The 17,677-nt window shown below is 63.7% G+C and carries 15 protein-coding genes and 1 tRNA gene; all 16 read left to right on the forward strand.

What is annotated here, in order from left to right; all coding sequences use genetic code 11:
- Window positions 1–12: 12 nt before the first annotated feature.
- The 16 genes from ACTQX9_RS05240 to gdhA all read left to right on the forward strand — a co-directional run bounded on the left by ACTQX9_RS05240 (window position 13) and on the right by gdhA (window position 17,655).
- A complete protein-coding gene (locus ACTQX9_RS05240) occupies window positions 13–1,470 on the forward strand; it encodes a hydrogenase 4 subunit D (protein WP_441540674.1) in 1,458 nt (485 codons plus the stop codon).
- A 10-nt stretch (window positions 1,471–1,480) separates the two neighbouring features.
- Window positions 1,481–2,134 (forward strand): hydrogenase 4 membrane subunit, encoded by a 654-nt coding sequence (gene hyfE / locus ACTQX9_RS05245; RefSeq protein WP_441540675.1) that lies wholly within the window; start codon window positions 1,481–1,483, stop codon window positions 2,132–2,134.
- 4 nt (window positions 2,135–2,138) lie between these two features.
- Window positions 2,139–3,716 carry a hydrogenase 4 subunit F gene (locus ACTQX9_RS05250; RefSeq protein WP_441540676.1) on the forward strand — a complete coding sequence of 526 codons (1,578 nt, stop codon included), beginning with the start codon at window positions 2,139–2,141 and terminating at the stop codon, window positions 3,714–3,716.
- Between the two features lie 3 nt (window positions 3,717–3,719).
- Window positions 3,720–5,492: a hydrogenase large subunit gene (locus ACTQX9_RS05255; RefSeq protein WP_441540677.1), complete on the forward strand. Its 1,773-nt coding sequence runs from the start codon at window positions 3,720–3,722 to the stop codon at window positions 5,490–5,492.
- Between the two features lies 1 nt (window position 5,493).
- Window positions 5,494–6,210 carry a formate hydrogenlyase complex iron-sulfur subunit gene (locus ACTQX9_RS05260; protein WP_441540678.1) on the forward strand — a complete coding sequence of 239 codons (717 nt, stop codon included), beginning with the start codon at window positions 5,494–5,496 and terminating at the stop codon, window positions 6,208–6,210.
- 2 nt (window positions 6,211–6,212) lie between these two features.
- Entirely contained in the window at window positions 6,213–6,995 is a 783-nt protein-coding gene (locus ACTQX9_RS05265; protein WP_006234107.1) for an NADH-quinone oxidoreductase subunit B family protein, read from the forward strand.
- Window positions 6,996–7,577, forward strand: coding sequence for a formate hydrogenlyase maturation HycH family protein (locus ACTQX9_RS05270; protein WP_099431578.1), 582 nt, complete (start codon window positions 6,996–6,998; stop codon window positions 7,575–7,577). It begins immediately after the preceding gene.
- On the forward strand, window positions 7,577–8,080 hold the full coding sequence (gene hycI / locus ACTQX9_RS05275) for a hydrogenase maturation peptidase HycI (RefSeq protein ID WP_117820333.1): 504 nt from the start codon (window positions 7,577–7,579) through the stop codon (window positions 8,078–8,080). The genes ACTQX9_RS05270 and hycI overlap by 1 nt, the downstream gene beginning before the upstream one ends.
- Window positions 8,081–8,119: 39 nt before the next feature.
- A complete protein-coding gene (locus tag ACTQX9_RS05280; RefSeq protein WP_441540679.1) occupies window positions 8,120–8,959 on the forward strand; it encodes a formate/nitrite transporter family protein in 840 nt (279 codons plus the stop codon).
- 160 nt (window positions 8,960–9,119) lie between these two features.
- Complete coding sequence (locus tag ACTQX9_RS05285) at window positions 9,120–11,237, forward strand: molybdopterin-containing oxidoreductase family protein (protein ID WP_441540680.1); 2,118 nt, start codon at window positions 9,120–9,122, stop codon at window positions 11,235–11,237.
- 52 nt (window positions 11,238–11,289) lie between these two features.
- On the forward strand, window positions 11,290–12,747 hold the full coding sequence (selA, locus tag ACTQX9_RS05290) for an L-seryl-tRNA(Sec) selenium transferase (RefSeq protein WP_441540681.1): 1,458 nt from the start codon (window positions 11,290–11,292) through the stop codon (window positions 12,745–12,747).
- A complete protein-coding gene (gene selB / locus ACTQX9_RS05295) occupies window positions 12,744–14,711 on the forward strand; it encodes a selenocysteine-specific translation elongation factor (protein WP_441540682.1) in 1,968 nt (655 codons plus the stop codon). Before selA ends, selB begins: the two co-directional genes overlap by 4 nt.
- Window positions 14,712–14,747: 36 nt before the next feature.
- A tRNA-Sec gene (locus ACTQX9_RS05300) sits at window positions 14,748–14,844 on the forward strand.
- Window positions 14,845–14,999: 155 nt separating this feature from the next.
- Window positions 15,000–15,632, forward strand: a complete 633-nt coding sequence (gene mobA, locus ACTQX9_RS05305) for a molybdenum cofactor guanylyltransferase (protein WP_441540683.1) — start codon at window positions 15,000–15,002, stop codon at window positions 15,630–15,632.
- 15 nt (window positions 15,633–15,647) lie between these two features.
- Window positions 15,648–16,043 (forward strand): DUF3343 domain-containing protein, encoded by a 396-nt coding sequence (locus tag ACTQX9_RS05310; RefSeq protein WP_441540684.1) that lies wholly within the window; start codon window positions 15,648–15,650, stop codon window positions 16,041–16,043.
- A gap of 256 nt (window positions 16,044–16,299) precedes the next feature.
- A complete protein-coding gene (gene gdhA / locus ACTQX9_RS05315) occupies window positions 16,300–17,655 on the forward strand; it encodes an NADP-specific glutamate dehydrogenase (protein ID WP_154515369.1) in 1,356 nt (451 codons plus the stop codon).
- The last annotated feature ends 22 nt before the right edge of the window (window positions 17,656–17,677 follow it).

Below are 17,677 nucleotides of genomic sequence, written 5' to 3' on the forward strand. Positions count from 1 at the left end.
AAGGGAGAAACAATGTCATTTGCAGTCAGTCTGTCCCTTCTCGGCTTGGTCGCTATCGCGGCCCCGATGGTGGCCTCGGTGCTCGTCGCCCTGTTCCCCCGTCCGTACGCCAAGTGGTTCAGCGTTTTGGGTGCCGCCGTCTCGACGGTCTGCACCATCGCCCTCGCCGCGAATTTCGCTGGCGCCGGCATGCCCGACACGCAGGTCCCCCTGATCTCGTTTGGGCAGACCCTCGTCATGGGATTCACCTTCGATCGCATGAGCACGCTGCTCGCGCCCGCCTTTGTGGGTATCGGCCTGCTTGTCGTGATCTATTCGATTCCCTATATGAGCGAGAATAACCGTGAGCATCCCGACGCACCGCGTCGTCGCTTCTACGCGTACCTCGCGACCTTCATCGGCGCCATGGCCGGCCTTGTGTACAGCTCGACCCTTTTGGGCCAGCTCGTGTTCTTTGAGATCACGGGTGCGTGCTCTTGGGGCCTCATTAGCTACTACATGTCGCCTACGGCCAAGAAGGCCGGCATGAAGGCCCTGATCATTACGCATATCGGTGCGCTCGGCCTGTATCTGGGCGCCGCCATCGTGTTTGCCCACACCGGCACCTTCGCCATCACCGCGATTGCCGGCCTCGACGCCAAGCTCAAGGCTATCGTCCTTTTGCTCGTGCTGTTTGCGGCCTGGGCCAAGTCCGCACAGGTTCCCATGTACATGTGGCTGCCTTCGGCCATGGAGGCACCGACGCCTGTTTCGGCCTATCTGCATGGCGCCTCGATGGTTAAGGTCGGCGTGTGCGTGTTCGCGCGTGCGCTCGTCTCTGCCGGCGAGGTTCCCGAGATCGTGGGCTGGGTCGCCATTATCGACGCCATGGTCACCATGCTCTTTGGTTTCCTTATGTACCTGCCTCAAAAGGACATGAAGCGCCTGCTGGCTTTCTCCACGATCGCCCAGCTCTCCTATGTGTTCTTTGGTCTGGGCCTTTCGGTCTTTGGCAGCCAGCTGGCCTTTGACGGTGCCGTGTGCCACATCTTTAACCACGCCTTCGCTAAGACCCTGTTCTTCCTGATCGCCGGTTCGTTCTCCTTTACACTCGGTACGCGTATGCTGCCCAAGCTTCGCGGCATCGTGAAGAAGTACCCGATCTCGGGCGTGGGCTTTGGTGTCGCCGCGCTCGCCATTGCCGGCGTGCCGCCCATGAACACGTTCTTCTCGAAGTTCCAGATTATCGCCGGCGGCTTTTCCGTGGGTGCCGGCAACGTCGCGATCCTGGTGCTCGTGTGCATCATGGTTGCCGAGACCGTCGCCACCTTCGCCTGGTTCCTCAAGTGGATGGGCTATTGCCTGCCCGGCGAGCCGAGCGAAGAGGTCGCTGCGGGAGCCCCGCTTCCCCGCGCGATGGCGTTCGTGTTCATCGTGCTCGTCATCATGGTCATCGTCAGCGGCCCGCTTTCGGCCAGCTGGATCGGTTAGGAGGTAGAACATGGGTTACCAACTTGTCAACCTGCTGGGCGGCCTTTTGATCGTTACCTCGACCATGGTCGTCATCAGCAAGTCAATTAAAGTCGCCATCCGCTGGTATGCGGTGCAGTCGCTGATTCTGGTGGGCCTGCTTGCCACCCTCGGCAACGTCACCGGCGCCTCCGAGCTGCTCATGTGGGCCGTGTCGGCATTTGTGACCAAGGTCGTCCTGGTGCCGCTCATCCTCTCGTATGCCTATCGTAAGATGGGCGAGCCGAGCGATCTGGGGCTTTCGCACAGCACCAAGCCGGCGTGGACCATCTGCCTCATTGCCGTCGAGGTGGCCGTCTGCTTTGCCGTCGTGACGCAGATCAAGCTTCCCACGGCCGAGGTCGCCACTCCTGCCCTGGCCATCAGCTTTGCCCACTTCTTTGTGGGCCTATCCTGCATCATCACGCAGCGCAACATCATGAAGCAGATCTTTGGATACTGCCTTATGGAAAACGGCAGCCACGTGACGCTCGCCCTGCTGGCGCCCACGGCTCCCGAGATCGTCGAGACCGGTATCGCAACCGATGCCATCTTCGCGGTCATCATCATGTCCGTCGTCGTGCTCAAGATTTGGCGTACCTACCAGTCGCTCGATTCGCACGACCTTTCCGATCTGAGGGGCTAGGCACATGGATACTTCCACAATGCTATTGGCACTCGTTGTGTGCCCCCTGGCCCTGTCCGCCATCATGGCCATCGTTCCCAAGACCGCGGCGCGTGGTGTCTTTGAGCTCTGCCATGCCGTTTCGGCGGTTGTCGTGCTTGCCGGCTCGATCGCCATCGCACTGCCCGTCTTTACGGACGGCGGCGAGATCTGGGCACTCGACCCCTGGTTCCATGTCGACGCCCTGGGTGCCCTGTTCGTGCTTATCATCGGCGTCATCGGTTTTTGCATCGCCGTGTACTCGGTTGGCCTTGTTCGTCAGCTCGTCGCCGAAGGCACCTATGGTCCCTCGCAGGTAAAGCAGTACTACGCGTTCTACAGCCTGTTCCTGTTCACGATGCTTTTGGCCGCGACGACCAACAACATCATCATTATGTGGGCGGCCATCGAAGCCACCACGTTGGCTTCGGCGCTGCTCGTGGCGCTCAAGAACACGCGCCATGCCCTCGAGGCCACGTGGAAATACATCATGGTCTGCACCGCGGGCGTGGCCTTTGGCCTGTTCGGCACGCTGTTGATCTACGCCAACGCCGCCGACGTGATCTCGAACCCGCACATGGCCGCGTTCCTCTCGGGCATTCTTCCCGAGGCCGACAAGCTCGACCCGGCGATCGTGCGCCTGGCGTTCGCGTTTATTGTGATTGGCTTTGGCACCAAGGCCGAGGTCTTCCCGATGCACACTTGGATGCCCGATACGCTCTCCCAGGCACCGGGTTCCATTTCGGCCCTGCTGTCGGGCGTGGTGCTCAAGTGCTCCATGCTCATCATCATCCGCTTTGACATGCTCGCCTCCCATGCTATCGGCAACGACTTCCCGAGCCTGCTCTTGCTGGTGATCGGCGTGCTGTCGATCGTGTTCTCGAGCTTTGCACTCTTTGCGCAGACCGATATCAAGCGCAAGCTGGCCTATTCTTCGTGCGAGAACGCTGGCGTCATCATGCTCTGCCTGGGTATCGGCGGTCCGCTTGGTATCGCCGCGGCTCTGTTGCACAGCATGTTCCACGGCCTTGCCAAGTCCCTGTGCTTCTGCCTGACTGAGAACGTCGAGCATGCCTTTGGCACGCGCGACCTTACCCAGATCCGCGGCATCGTCGAGCGTGCGCCCATTACGGCCGCCCTTATGGTCATCGGCTTTTTGGCGCTGGCCGGTTTTCCGCCCTTTGCCATGTTCATCTCGGAGTTCGGCACCTTTGTGGCGGCCTTTGCCGCCGGTAGCCCCTGGTGGCTTGTCGTGATCGTGGCGCTCGCCCTGACCGTTGCCATCAGCGGCCTGACGCGCGTCGTCATCTCGTCGGTCTTTGGTAAGACCCTGCATGAGCCCGTCGATACCGAGCGTCGCGAGTCGAGCGTCTGGATGCTCGTCCCCGAGGCCCTGCTTGCCGTGTGCCTGATCTGGTTTGGTCTTGCCACGCCTCTGCCCGTTGTGCGCGGTGTTGAGAACGCCGTCGCTATCGTGCTCGATCAGGATACCGATGCCCTGCATACGGCCCCGATGTTCCGCGAATTCTTTGGCTCCGAGACCGCTCAGAGCGAGGTGGAGTAACGAATGATTGAAACTGAGAACAAGGTGTATGCCCGTCGCTGCGAGAGCCATGTCGAGGCCCTGCGCCGCGCCGTTCCGGGCTGCATCGAGAAGGTCGAGTGGCAGTGCGAGGACCAGCTGACGATTACCGTCAAGCAGGACAATCTGCCCGAGGCCGTCCACTACCTGTACTACGAGCGCTACGGCTGGATTCCCGTGATCATCGGCAACGATGAGCGCAGCCTGTGCGGCCGTTACGCCGTGTACTATGTCATCTCCATGGAGGGGGAGGACCCCGGTTGGGTGACCGTGCGCACCGAGGTCGATCCCGCCAAGATGACGTTCCCGTCCGTGACACCGTTCGTCCCCGCCTGTGTGTGGGGCGAGCGCGAGCTTCGCGACATGTTCGGCCTGATCCCCGAGGGTCTGCCCGACCGTCGTCGCCTGGTGCTGCCCGACGATTGGCCCAGCGGCCTGTACCCGCTGCGCAAGGACTCCATGGACTACCGCTTCCGTCCCGCTCCCGCGAGTGACATGGAAAACTACGAGTTCTTGGCCGATACCAAGGGCAAGGAGACGACGCTTGTCCCCATGGGCCCGTTGCACATTACCTCCGACGAGCCTGGCCACTTCCGCCTGTTCGTCGAGGGTGAGACGATCGTCGACGCCGACTACCGTCTGTTCTACGTGCACCGTGGCATGGAGAAGGTCGCCGAGACGCGCCTGAACTATGACGCCGTGACGTTCCTCGCCGACCGCATCTGCGGCATCTGCGGCTGCGCCCACTCGGTGGCCTATGCCGAGGCCGTCGAGCGCGCCCAGGGCATCCATGTCCCGCCGCGCGCCCAGTACATCCGCGCCATCATGCTCGAGGTCGAGCGCCTGCACTCGCATCTGCTCAACATTGGCCTTGCGTCGCACTACACGGGCTTCGACTCCGGCTTCCAGCAGTTCTTCCGCGTCCGCGAGAAGTCCATGGATCTGGCCGAGAAGCTCTCCGGTCACCGCAAGACCTACGGCCTCAACGTGATCGGCGGCGTGCGTCGCGACATTTTGGCCGAGCAGAAGCTTTCCACGCTCACGACCATCCACCAGCTGCGCTCCGAGGTTCAGGAACTCGTCGACGTCTTGCTCTCCACGCCCAACTTTATTGAGCGTACGAGCGGTATCGGCATCTTGGACCGCAAGATTGCACGCGACTTCTCGCCGGTCGGCCCGCTCATGCGTGGCTCGGGCTATGCCCGCGACGTGCGCTTTGACCATCCCTTCGACGGCTACGCCGATCCGGACGTTCAAAAGATGCACGCCGCCACGGCCGACACCTGCGATGCCTTCGGCCGTACCGCCGTTCGCATCCAGGAGGTCTACGATTCGATCGACATGATCGAGACCATGCTCGAGAACTGCCCGTCGGGCCCCATCCTCACCACGGATTGGGAGTACACCCCGCACAAGTACGCCATCGGCGCCACCGAGGCGCCGCGCGGCGAGGACGTGCACTGGGCCATGCTCGGCAACAACCAGAAGTGCTACCGCTGGCGCGCCAAGGCCGCCACGTACAGCAACTGGCCGGTCCTGCGCTACATGTTCCGCGGCAACACCGTGGGTGACGCTGCGTTGATCGTCGGCTCGCTCGACCCGTGCTACTCCTGCACCGACCGCGTGACGGTGACCGATATCGCCGCCAAGCGCGACCACGTGCTCGACAAGGAGCAGTTCGAGAACGTCTGGCGCGACAAGTCGCCGCTTGCGGGCGAGGGCACCATGGCCGCTCCGCTCGATGAGGAGGCGCTCTAATATGCTGCAGCTTTGGAAGGTTAACGCCAAGGCCGGCGACGCGACGGTCAAGTACCCGTTTGCGCCGTTCCCCACCAACAAGGACATGCGCGGCAAGCCCGAGCACAATGCCGAGCTCTGCATCGCCTGCGGAGCCTGCGGCGTGGCGTGCCCGGCCGATGCCATTCGCATGGACACCGACCTTGCGGCCGACACCATCACCTGGTCGATCGACTACGGCCGCTGCATCTTTTGCGGCCGCTGCGAGGAAGCCTGCCCCATGGAGGCCATCAAGCTCACCGAGGAGTTTGAGCTGGCCGTCATGAGCAAGGACGACCTCACCAGCAAGAGCGTCTACACGCTCGAGCACTGCTCGCGCTGCGGCAAGCCGTTTGCCCCGCACAAGGAGATCGACTACGCCAAGCGCCTGCTGCAAAAGGCCGGCGGCATGGAGGCCGAGCAGGCCGCTCGTACCGTCGGTATGTGCCAGGAGTGCAAGCGCGAGCTCGACGCCCTGCGCGCCGCCTCGGCCGTAAAGACCGGCAACGCTGCCGGCATGGCCGCCAACGAGACGCTTGCGTCCGGCGAGCCCCAGGGCCCCGGCATGGAGTATCTGGGCGGCCACGGCGTGAACCCGGAGTATATCGACCGCGAGCTCAACCCCGATGCGCCCGAGATTCCCGCCGGTCCGGCGCCGGTCGAGGGCATCATCATGGATTTTGATACGAAGGAGGAGTAACCATGGCCGAACCCACGCTTTTGCCCGAGCGGCTTCAGTACCGCCCGACCAAGATCGAGCTCGACGAGAGCATCGAGAAGGCCAAGGCGACCCTTCTTAAGAAGATCAAGCGCTCGGTGTACGTCTACCGCGTTGACTGCGGCGGCTGCAACGGCTGCGAGATCGAGATCTTCGGTTCCATCACGCCCGTCTTCGACGTCGAGCGCTTTGGCATCAAGGTCGTGCCTTCGCCCCGTCACGCCGATGTGCTGCTGTACACCGGTGCCGTGACGCGTGCCATGCGCATGCCGGCCCTGCGCGCCTTTGAGGCTGCACCCGATCCCAAGATCGTGGTGTCCTATGGCGCGTGCGGCTGCACCGGCGGCATCTTCTACGACAACTACTGCGTCTGGGGCGGCACGGATAAGATTCTGCCGGTCGATGTCTACATCCCCGGCTGCCCGCCCAGCCCCGCGCAGACCGTCTACGGCTTTGCCATGGCGCTCGGTCTGCTGGACCAAAAGCTCCATGCCGAGACCACGGTGGAGGCCGCCGGCGAGCAGGCCGATATCCTGCACCCCGGCGTGCCGTACAAGCTGCGCGTTGCCATCGAGCGCGAAGCTCGCGCCATGAGCGGCTACCGTTACGGCCGCGACCTGGCCAACGAGTTTATGGATACGCTCGAGGGCGCGCCCAAGGGCGATATCCGCGGTGCCATGGCGCTGCTCATCGACAAGCAGGATGATCCTCGCCGTGTTGAGGTGTACTCGGCGCTGCAGGATCTGGTGCTGGCCGGAGGTCGCTAGATGGAGCTCACGGACCGCTCTGGTTACTTTGCGGGCCCCGGCATGCTCGGCGGCTCTTTTGGCGATGCCTCGCGCGCAAGCGACGAGGCCGCCGAGGGCGTCGCCGACCCCTGCCTGGGCCATGCGCCCGACCAGGTGGTCTTCTACGAGCTCACGCGTAAGTTTGTGGAGACCGAGGAAGACGTTCCCCAGGAGGCCTGCGACGTGCTTTACTACACGCTCGCCGTGGGCCACCACACCGGCGTGCTCGACTGCTTTGAGCCGCGTCTGTCGGTGCCGGTGGATGTGTTTTATTCGCTCGTCGACGCGCTGCCGGAGGGGGAGGCCAAAACCAAGTTCGAGGCCATCCGCTCCTTTGGTGAGTGCCAGCTCGACAAGGCGGCGGTGCCGTCGCTGCTCGAGGCCTGCGATGCGCTGCTCGACGAGCGCGGTTTTCGCGGGTCGGCCAAGGCCGGCATCTCGGTGTTCGACGACGACTTTGGCCTGCATGCCCAGCAGGTCGCGTTCTTAATGAAGTTTCGCGATCTGGTGGAACGCGTGCGCGATGTTTCGGGTGTGTATCTGACGGGAAGGTTGCAGTAATGGGTCGCGTTGTGGATGGTCGTGTGAACGGCGCCCCGTTTGCGGGTATCGTGCTCACGGCGGGAAGCGTGCTGCGTGCCGACGATGCTGCCGGCCCCGTGCTCTCCAAAAAGATGGAGGACGCGCCGCTTGCTGGCTGGTACACCATCGATGGCGGTCAGACGCCCGAGGACGACATCATCGAGGTCAAGCGCGAGCGTCCGCCGCGTCTGGTCTTGGTCGATGCTGCCGATATGGCGCTGCCCGTCGGCGCCATCCGCCTGCTCGACAAACGTGATGTGGCCCGCAAGTCGATGTTCACCACGCATTCGCTCCCTTTGTCGATTCTGATCGAGGAAATCGAGCAATCGTGCGAAGATATCGTCTTCATAGGGATTCAGCCGGGCGACACGGAGTTCTACAACCCCATGTCCCCGGAAGTCTTTGACGCCGTCGACGCCGTGTACGACGCCGTGGCAGCCAACGACTTTTCCCACTTTGTCCGCTTGGGGCAAGAGCAATAGGAGCGCTTGTCCCTGCTGATTAGGAAAGAAGTGATTGACATGGCAGATTCCAAGGTGGAGTACCCCGCTCCCGATTGCCTGGCGCCCGCCGCGATCGAGGTCAAGACCGAGGCCGCCGGCGTGACCAAGGCCAACCTGCCGGTCGCAAAGGCCTTTCTGTTGGCAATGTTCGCCGGCGCGTTCATTGCCTTCGGCGGCCTGTTCTTTACCGTGTTCTTGAGCGATAGCACGCTGGGCTGGGGCGCCCAGCGCGTCGTGGGCGGCCTGTGCTTTTGCCTGGGCCTGGTGCTGGTGCTGGTGTGCGGCGCCGAGCTGTTTACCGGCAATTCGCTTATGGTCTGCGCACTCAAGAGCAAAAAGATCACCCTGGTCCAGATGCTCAAGGCTTGGGTCGTCGTATGGGTCGGTAACTTTGTCGGTGCCCTGTTCATCGTCTTTTTGGTGTACATGGCCGGCATTTACAAGCTCAACGGCGAGGCGGTCGCTAATTCCATGGTGAGCGTCGCCGCCGGCAAGGTGACGATCGACTGGGTGACGATCTTCTTCCGCGGCATCCTGTGCAACATCTTTGTGTGCCTGGCCGTGTGGATCGGTACCGCCGGCAAGACCGTGGTCGATAAGGTTGTGGGCATTCTGCTGCCCATCGCCGCCTTTGTGGCCTGCGGTTTTGAGCACTGCGTCGCCAACATGTACTTTTTGCCCATGGGTGCCGTGATGCACGCGTGCGGCTATGGTGCCGACGTCGCCGGCGCCGATGCGCTCAACGCCGCGGGCATTGCGTTTAACCTGTCCGCCGCCACGCTGGGCAACATCGTGGGCGGCGCGGTTCTGGTCGCGCTCGGCTACTCGTTTATCTACGCCAAGAAGTCCGAGGCGTAATAAACCGGAATGACGTACGGGCCTCCCGAGGGGCGTCTGCCTTTTGGGAGGCTCTTCGTGTCTTGCTGCGGTAGATGCTGCGGGTTTTGCGTCGCGGCAGCTGGTGGCAGAACTGTGGTGTGGTGGGGCCTGAACCCCTGAGCTGGAAGGAATAATCGAGATGGCATCGAGAGCTATGCATGACGGTCGCTCCGTGGTGACGACATGCGGGGGATGCTATGCCGATTGCGCCTTTGCGGCCCATGTTGAGGATGGGCGTGTGGTGGCCGAGTTGCCAGTGCCGGGACATCCGTGCGCGGCGCGTGCCCTGTGCGCCCGCGGACGGCATCGCCTGGCAATGCCGTTTGACGAGCGCGACCGCATCGTGCACCCCATGCGACGCCGCCGGGATGGCTCGGGGTTTGATGCGATTACCTGGGACGAGGCGTTCGCGCAGATTGCCGAGCGCCTTTTGGGGATTGTTGACGAGCGCGGGCCCCGTGCGCTGGGCATGACACTTGGTGTGCCCTCGTTCGACCGCTACTGGGCGTATCGTTTTATGCATGCGCTGGGTTCGCCCAACGTGTACGGTGCCGATGGCGCCTGCGAGGTGAGCCGACTTACCGGTTGGGAGCACAGCCTGGGCTATAGTCCCGCCTCCGACCTGGCGCATACCGACTGCATCATGTACCTGGGGCGTTCCATTGTCGATTCGTCGACGATGGGGGCCGTCGATGCGCTCAACGATGCGCGCCGGCGCGGGGCGAAGATCATCGTGGTTGACCCCCGGCGCAGCGGCTCGGCCGCGCTTGCCGATCGCTGGCTCCGCGTGCGCCCGGGCTGTGACTTGGCGCTACTGTTGGGTATTGTCCACGTGTTGATTGCCGAGGGCCTGTACGATCACGAGTTCGTGGACCGCTATACCACGGGTTTTGACGAGCTGGCGCAGGCGGCCAGTGCTTGGACGCCCGAGTGGGCCGAGTCGATGTGCGACGTGCCAGCCGCAGAGATTGTCGCCACGGCGCGCGATCTCGCTGCCGCAGCGCCTGCCACTGTGGTGGATGCGGGCTTTCATGGCGGCATCGGTATCGCGTATGCCAATAGCACCCAGACCGCGCGCGCAATTTGCTTGGTCGATGTGCTGCTGGGCTGCATCGGGCATGAGGGCGGTGCGCTCAATCCGCCCACGCCGCTTGTGTTGGGCGATCTCGATCCCGCACGCTTTGCGACGCCGCCGGTGCCGTGCAGGCCCAAGCTGGGGTCCGAGCGTTATCCACTGGTCGATCCGGTGCGCGGCCTGTGCACGACCATCGGTCAGTCGATTCTTGCCGGCGATTTGCGTGGGCTCATCGTCTATGCCAGTAACCCCGGTGCGGGCTATGGCAATGCACAGGCTTGGTTGGGTATTTTGCAGCAGCTCGACTTGCTCGTGACGATTGATATTCGCTGGTCCGAGACGGCGCGTGCTTCTGACTTCGTGCTGCCCGACGTGACGTATCTGGAGGCCGACCGCGGCGTGGGCACGGTCGTGGGCGTCAACGATTCGCGCGTGTTCTACCGCAACGCCGTGCTGCCCATTTTGCATGACGACACGAGACCGGGGCGGGAGATTTTTGCCGGGTTGGCTGCGGCCTGCGGCGTTGGCGAGTGCTTCGACTTTACGTTCGACGATCTGGCCGCTGCTCAGGTGGCTCCGTTTGGGATTGATCTTGCCACACTCAAGGAGCGCGGCTGGGCCGACACGGGTGTTGCGTTGCCGTCGCGTACGGGCGAGCCGGCGATTCCCTTGGATGGCGGCAAAATTGCGCTGGCAAGTGACGTATGGGAACGAGCCGGCCTGGGTCGTGTACCCAACTGGATCGCTCCCATGGTGGAGCCTGGCCCGGGGATGTTTCGCCTCATTAGCGGCAATCGACCCTTTGAGTCGCATACCTCGCGCAGGCTCGCGGCGGCCGGTGCCACCGAGGCGGGGTCGGACTTGGACGCCGTGCAGATGAACGCGGATGTCGCCGCTCACATGGGTATCGCCGATGGCGAGGTCGTCGAGCTTGTGAGCGACATGGGCCGCGATCGCGTGCGCGTGGAGACGACGCCGTATCTGCATCCGGCGTGCATCTTCACCTCGGCCGCTCCCGGCGGACGCGCATTGGGTGCTGAGGGTGGTGGCCGGCAGGCCCTGGGTGTCGGGCCGCTCGACCACACGCCGCTGCGCTGGGACCCGTTGACGGGTGCAGCGCTCACCCAGGAAAACGCCGTTCGCGTGGAAAAGATTGTCGCGCGCGGGGATAATGACGAGTAATTGACTCAGCTGATGTATTTGACTGATCCACGTTTCTTTTGAAAGGCCGCACATGAGCGATAGCCAGAACATGTCCGATGAGGTGCGCGTCCGCCTGCGCGCCATTCCTTCCGTCAACGAGCTGCTTGCCGAGTGGCCGGTGGTGAAGGCGGCGGGGGAGACCTGCGACGCGGTGGTGCATGCCGCCGTCACGGCCGAGCTCGACGAGGAGCGCGCCGCCATTCGCGCCGGTGCCGCCCCGCGCTCTAAGCGCGAGCTGGCATCGGCTATCGAGTGGCGTGCGCATCGCTCCGCGCTGCCGAGCCTGCGTCCCGCCGTCAACGCCACGGGTGTTGTTATCCATACAAATCTGGGTCGAGCCCCGCTCGCGGAGTCGGCCGCCAAGGCCGTGGCCGAGGTCGCACGCGGCTACAGCACGCTCGAGTACAGCGTGGACACCTGCTCGCGCGGGTCGCGCAAAGAGCATGCCGCGCAACTCATCCGCTCGCTTACCGGTGCCGAGGATGCGCTGGTCGTCAACAATAACGCGGCCGCCGTGCTGTTGGTGTTGGCAACCCATGCCGCGGGCAAGGAGGTCATCGTCAGCCGCGGCGAGCTTGTCGAGATTGGCGGCAGCTTCCGCATTCCCGATGTCATGGTGGCCTCGGGCGCCAAACTCGTCGAGGTCGGGGCCACCAACCGCACGCATTTGAGCGACTACGAGCGCGCCATCACGCCCGATACGGCGATGATCCTTAAGGTTCATCCTTCCAACTATCGCATCGAGGGTTTTCACGAGGAGGTGGGTTCTCGGGAGCTTGCGGCGCTTGCTCACAAGCATGGCCTGCTGTTCTACGAGGACCAGGGCTCGGGCGCGCTGTTGCCCGATGATATCCTGGTGCGCGGCGGTGAGGAGCCCACGCCGGCTTCGGTCGCGGCGGGGCTCGATATCGTGTCGTGCTCGGGCGATAAGCTGCTCGGTGCCGCACAGGCGGGCATTATCATGGGCCGTCGCGATCTGGTCCAGGCCTGCGGGTCGCATCCGCTCATGCGTGCCCTGCGCCCGGGCAAGCTCGCGCTGGCAGCGCTCGAGGCTACACTGCGCATTTACATGGATGGGGCGGATGTGGCCCATCGTGAGGTGCCGGTGCTCAACATGCTCACGCTTCCGCAGGCTCATCTGGAGCGTCGCGCACGCAAACTGCGCGAGCTGATGGTGGCGGGCCTCGATAAGGCTGGCTGTCCGTGCGCCGTGCAGGTGGAAATCGTCGAGGAGTCGTCGACTCCCGGCGGCGGCTCGCTGCCTACCGTGGAGCTACCCACGATGTGCGTGGCCGTCTGCCCGGTCGACGGGCGCCTGTCCCTCGACGCGCTCAAGCGCTCGCTCGTCCAAGACTTCGATACGCCGGTCGTCACGCGCGCCTCGCACGACCGCATTCTGTTTGATGTGCGCACGCTCGTGGGCGACCGCGATGTCGAGACGGCGGCATCGACGCTCGTCGCGTGCGTTGAGAAGGCGGTTGCACGATGAGTGAGGTTCAAGCGCTGGTGGAGTGTCCCGTTATCGTTGGCACGGCGGGCCACGTCGACCACGGTAAGTCGGCACTGATCGAGGCTCTGACCGGCAAGAATCCCGACCGTCTGGAGGTTGAGCGCCGTCGCGGTATGACCGTGGAGCTCGGCTTTGGCGAGCTGGCGTTGCCGAGCGGCAAGATCGTGGGCCTGGTCGACGTGCCGGGCCACGCGCATTACTTGCGCGCCATGGTGCAGGGCGCCACGGGTATCGACGTGGCCGTGCTGGTGGTCTCGGCCGTCGAGGGCGTTATGCCGCAGACCCGCGAGCACGTGCATGTGCTGGAGCTGCTGGGCGTCACACACATGGTGGTGGCGCTGACGATGTGCGACCTGGCCGATAACGAAATGATTGAGCTGGCCGAGCTCGACGTCGATGATTTTTTGTCGGACACCGTGTTTGCCGGCGCGTCGATTATCCCCGTGTCATCCAAGACCGGCGCGGGAATCGATGACCTGCTGGCTGCGCTCGACGAGCAGGTTGCCGCTTGCTGGGATGCCTGCCGTGCCCGTGCCGAGCTTACCGATGCCGCACCGCGTCTGCCCATCGACCGTTGCTTTACGATCAAGGGCGCCGGTACCGTGGTGACGGGAACGTTGCACGATGCGCCCGTCGCGGTGGGCGATGAGCTCGTCGCGCTGCCGTCGCGTACGGTCTGTCGCGTGCGCGGGATTCAGGTTCATGGCGACACACAGCGGGCGTTGCCCGGTCAGCGTGTGGCGCTCAACCTGGTGGGCGATGGCGTCGCCGCGCTCGATCGCGGCGAGATGCTCGGTGTGGCGGGCCGTTTTGGCCAGACGATGCGCTTTATGATGGCGTTTACGTATTTGGGCCGCGAGGGCGTCAAACCGCGCGCGCTCGAGTCGGGTGCGCGCGTGCACGTGATGGCGGGTACGGCCGAGGTCGTCGGTCGCATCATGTTCATGGAGGGCGAGGCCCCCATGGCGGTGGGCGAAACCCGTATTGTTCAGGTGCGCTTAGAAAACTCGCTGCCGCTACGTGCCGGGGACCATGTCGTGGTGCTGTCCTATTCACCCGTGATGCTTATTGGCGGCGGGCGTGTGCTGCTTTCGCGCTGCCGTCGCTCGCGCGAGCTTTCCGAAGTGGAGCGTTCGCTGTATGCGGCGCTCGAGTCCGGCGATATCGCGGGCGGTGTGGGCGCTTGGCTGGCGCTGCAGACGCTGCCGGTTACGGCGGTTGATGCTGCCGAGGCTTTGGACCTTGGTGTCGATGAGGTCGATGCCGCACTGCGTGGGTTGGTGGCGCAGGGCTCCGTTCGCAAGCTTGCCGCGGGTGACGCGGACCTCTTGGCGGACGCTGCGGTGCTCGACGCCGCGATGGATGCACTGGCGGCGACCCTGTCAGCCATGCATGCGGCGGCTCCCAAGGAGACGGGCTTTACGCCCGGCGCCGTTGCCCATGTTGCGTGGCCTGCCGCTGATGAAGGCGTTGCCGCGGCTCTGATTGCCGAGGGCTGTTCGCGCGGCGTGTGCGCCGCCGAGGGCGCCGAGGTATTCGATCCACACTCGGCCGCCGCAGCCGCACGCGTGGTGCGAGAGGCTTGCGATCGGATCGTTGCCTTGCTGGACGAAGCCGGCCTCGATGCGCCGACGTTGCCCGAGGTGGGCGAGCAGCTGCAGCTCGATCGCGACACCATGACGCGTGCCCTGCGCGAGCTTTCGCTCAACCGCTCAATCGTGAAGGTCGAGCGCGATGTGGCCCTGTCCGCTGCTGCCGAGGCCCATGCGCGTGAGCTTGTTGCCGCTGTCATTGAGGCAGCCGGCGGCGCTGCCACCACGAGCGTCCTGCGCGAGGCTCTGGGGGTGTCGCGCAAACGTGCTATCAGCATCCTGGAACATCTAGACGCCGTGCGCTTTACGGTGCTCGACAAGGATGCCGGCGGCCTGAGGTCCCTGCGCTAGATTGGCTGCACGGTTTGGTAAAATACCTCCGCACTCGGGAACGGATGGGCTCCGGTGGGCTCCGCGGTCCTCAAAACCGTTGCGAGGCGTGCAAAACGTCTTGGATGTGTTCGATTCACATACGTTCCCGCCATACGCTACCAGCGCTTTTGTGCTCGCGGTCTTGCTGCGTGCCGCAAAGGCGCTGTTTTGTTTTTGCATGGGTTTGCCGTGCCGCCGGCTTTATCGGCGACGGCATTTGGCTTCGTGTGCCGGGTTTTGAGCATGCCGATGGGGGTGGTTTGCCGTATGACTACCGTAAGACGGGCCGATCTTTCTTGTGTCGTCCAGGCGGGCGGGTTGTCGTCGCGCATGGGCTGCGATAAGGCGCGCATGGCGTTTTGCGGCGAGCCGCTCATCGAGCGCGTGCTGGGTCGGCTGGCGCCAGTTGCCGGCGAGTTGGTCGTGACAACTTCGCGTCCCAGCGAGCTTGCCTATCTTGAGGAGCACGCGTTTGGCGGCCTGGTGCCGCGTGTGGTGGCGGACCTTGAAGGGCCGGCGGGTGCCATGCGCGGCATCGCGAGCTCGTTGGCCGCGACCCGATTGCCGCTCGTGGCGATCGTCGCCTGCGATATGCCGTTTGTCTCGCCGGAGCTCATCGGCACGCTTGCCGATCGTGTTGAGGCCGAGGCGCTCGACGTGTGCGTACCGCGCGAGGAGCGGGGGATTGAGCCGCTTTGCGCCGTCTGGCGCCGTGACGCGTGTGCGCCGGTTGCCCAAGAGTTGCTCGCCTGCGACCGCCAGCGGATTCGCTGCCTGATCAATCGCGTTCAGGCTGGTTATATGGATGAGCCGCAGATTGTTAAGTCCGCGGGTTCGACGCTCTGCTTCGAGAACGTCAATACGCCCGAGGAGTTTGCGGCGGCCGAGTTACTCGCCTAGACGATTGGAGTTGCCATGTCTCACGATATTTGCCCCGACACGGGAGAGCCTTGTACTTGCGATGGTTCCGAGCCCTGTACCTGTGGTTGCGGTGGCTGTGGACATACTGCGGAAGAGGAAGCGGCCGCCGCGGCGTATCGTGAGGCACACCGCGAAGGCCCGTCCGGTGATGCCCTCGACCACGAACGCAAGATCATCGTTTCGTTCGATAGCACCTTCGATGTGATGGAATGCGAGCGGCTGTGCCTGGATGCCGGCGTGCCCGGGCGCATTATGCCTTTGCCCGGCTCCATTACCGCAGGTTGCGGTCTGTGCTGGGCCATGCCGTTCTCGGGCGATGCGCTCGCCGCCTTCCGCGCTGCTACCGAAGGCCGCGTAACCCCCGCCGACTACCATCAACTCGTCCTCTAACCACCCACACCACCACATTGGGGACAGGCACCTTTGTTGTGGTTTGGAACATGTGGACGAAACAGCTTCGAAACACGCGATTTGTACGTCGGGCGCTCAAAAACGCTTCTACCTGCATCGTAATCAAAACGAAACATCTGCTCGTCGGCTTATGCGAAACTTTGCTGCAACAGTGCGATATTATCCATACACGATAAAGTTCGCGGCGCATAGGGTGCCGTGACCGACATTTTCGTTTCCCATCATTGGAGGAAGCATGAGCTACACGCAGAAAGTTCTCGAAGAGCTCAAGGCCCGCTATCCCGAGCAGCCTGAGTTCATCCAGGCCGCGACCGAGATCCTCGGCACCATCCAGCCGGCGCTCGACGCCCACCCCGAGTACGAGGAGGCCGCCCTGCTGGAGCGCCTCGTCGAGCCCGAGCGCATCGTCATGTTCCGTGTTCCCTGGGTCGACGATCAGGGCAAGGTTCAGGTCAACCGCGGTTACCGCGTCGAGTTCAACTCTGCCATTGGACCCTACAAGGGCGGCCTGCGCTTTAACCCGACGGTCACCCTGGGTATGCTCAAGTTCCTGGGTCTGGAGCAGATCCTCAAGAACAGCCTGACCACCCTTCCCATGGGCGGCGGCAAGGGCGGCTCCGACTTTGACCCCAAGGGCAAGTCCAACAACGAGATCATGCACTTCTGCCAGTCCTTCATGACCGAGCTCTATCGCCACATTGGCCCCAACACCGACGTTCCCGCCGGCGACCTGGGCGTTGGCGGCCGCGAGGTTGCCTACATGTTCGGTCAGTACAAGCGCCTGACCAACGAGTGGACCGGCGTCCTTACCGGCAAGGGCCTCTCCTTTGGCGGCTCGCTCGCCCGTACCGAGGCCACCGGTTACGGTCTGGTCTACTTTGTGGACGAGTACCTCAAGAGCCGCGGCGACTCCTTCGAGGGCAAGAACGTTGTCGTTCACGGCTCCGGTAACGTCGCTATCTACGCGGTCCAGAAGGTCGCTCAGCTCGGCGGCAAGGTGCTCGCCTGCTCCGATACCCACGGCTGGGTCGAGGATCCCGACGGCATCGACTACACCGTGCTCGAGCACGTCTACAACAAGAAGCGCTCCGGCCACGACAAGGGCGTCACGCTCGCCATGTATGTTGACGAGAAGCCCAACGCCGTGTGGCACGAGGGCGACGGCCGCGGCGTGTGGCAGCTGCCCTGCGACATCGCGCTGCCCTGCGCTCGCGAGAACACGCTGCTGCTCGAGGACGCCCAGGCGCTCGTCGCCAACGGCTGCAAGGTGGTCGGCGAGGGCGCGAACATGCCCACGACCATCGAGGCCACGACTTACTTCCAGGAGAACGGCGTCGCCTTTATGCCCGGTAAGGCTGCCAACGCCGGCGGCGTGCTCGTGTCCGGCCTGGAGATGAGCCAGAACGCCGAGCACCTGTCCTGGACCTTCGAGGAGGTCGACGGCAAGCTCGAGCAGCTCATGCGCGGCATGTTCCACAACGTGGACGACACCGCCAAGGAGTACGGCCAGGAGGGCAACTTTGTCATGGGCGCTAACATCGCCGGCTTCCTGAAGGTCGCCGACGCCATGCTCGCCCAGGGCGTCTGCTAAATCTTCGCTTGACATAGCATGT

Source organism: Collinsella sp. LCP19S3_F2, assembly GCF_052121015.1.
Taxonomy (GTDB): Bacteria; Actinomycetota; Coriobacteriia; order Coriobacteriales; family Coriobacteriaceae; genus Collinsella.

Coding starts and splice junctions, on each gene's coding strand:
- hyfE (WP_441540675.1), top strand. CDS start 1,481: ATGGGTTACCAACTTGTCAACCTGCTGGGCGGCCTTTTGATCGTTACC.
- selB (WP_441540682.1), top strand. CDS start 12,744: ATGAGTGAGGTTCAAGCGCTGGTGGAGTGTCCCGTTATCGTTGGCACG.
- ACTQX9_RS05260 (WP_441540678.1), top strand. CDS start 5,494: ATGCTGCAGCTTTGGAAGGTTAACGCCAAGGCCGGCGACGCGACGGTC.
- gdhA (WP_154515369.1), top strand. CDS start 16,300: ATGAGCTACACGCAGAAAGTTCTCGAAGAGCTCAAGGCCCGCTATCCC.
- ACTQX9_RS05270 (WP_099431578.1), top strand. CDS start 6,996: ATGGAGCTCACGGACCGCTCTGGTTACTTTGCGGGCCCCGGCATGCTC.
- ACTQX9_RS05280 (WP_441540679.1), top strand. CDS start 8,120: ATGGCAGATTCCAAGGTGGAGTACCCCGCTCCCGATTGCCTGGCGCCC.
- ACTQX9_RS05310 (WP_441540684.1), top strand. CDS start 15,648: ATGTCTCACGATATTTGCCCCGACACGGGAGAGCCTTGTACTTGCGAT.
- ACTQX9_RS05285 (WP_441540680.1), top strand. CDS start 9,120: ATGGCATCGAGAGCTATGCATGACGGTCGCTCCGTGGTGACGACATGC.
- ACTQX9_RS05240 (WP_441540674.1), top strand. CDS start 13: ATGTCATTTGCAGTCAGTCTGTCCCTTCTCGGCTTGGTCGCTATCGCG.
- selA (WP_441540681.1), top strand. CDS start 11,290: ATGAGCGATAGCCAGAACATGTCCGATGAGGTGCGCGTCCGCCTGCGC.
- mobA (WP_441540683.1), top strand. CDS start 15,000: ATGACTACCGTAAGACGGGCCGATCTTTCTTGTGTCGTCCAGGCGGGC.
- ACTQX9_RS05265 (WP_006234107.1), top strand. CDS start 6,213: ATGGCCGAACCCACGCTTTTGCCCGAGCGGCTTCAGTACCGCCCGACC.
- ACTQX9_RS05255 (WP_441540677.1), top strand. CDS start 3,720: ATGATTGAAACTGAGAACAAGGTGTATGCCCGTCGCTGCGAGAGCCAT.
- hycI (WP_117820333.1), top strand. CDS start 7,577: ATGGGTCGCGTTGTGGATGGTCGTGTGAACGGCGCCCCGTTTGCGGGT.
- ACTQX9_RS05250 (WP_441540676.1), top strand. CDS start 2,139: ATGGATACTTCCACAATGCTATTGGCACTCGTTGTGTGCCCCCTGGCC.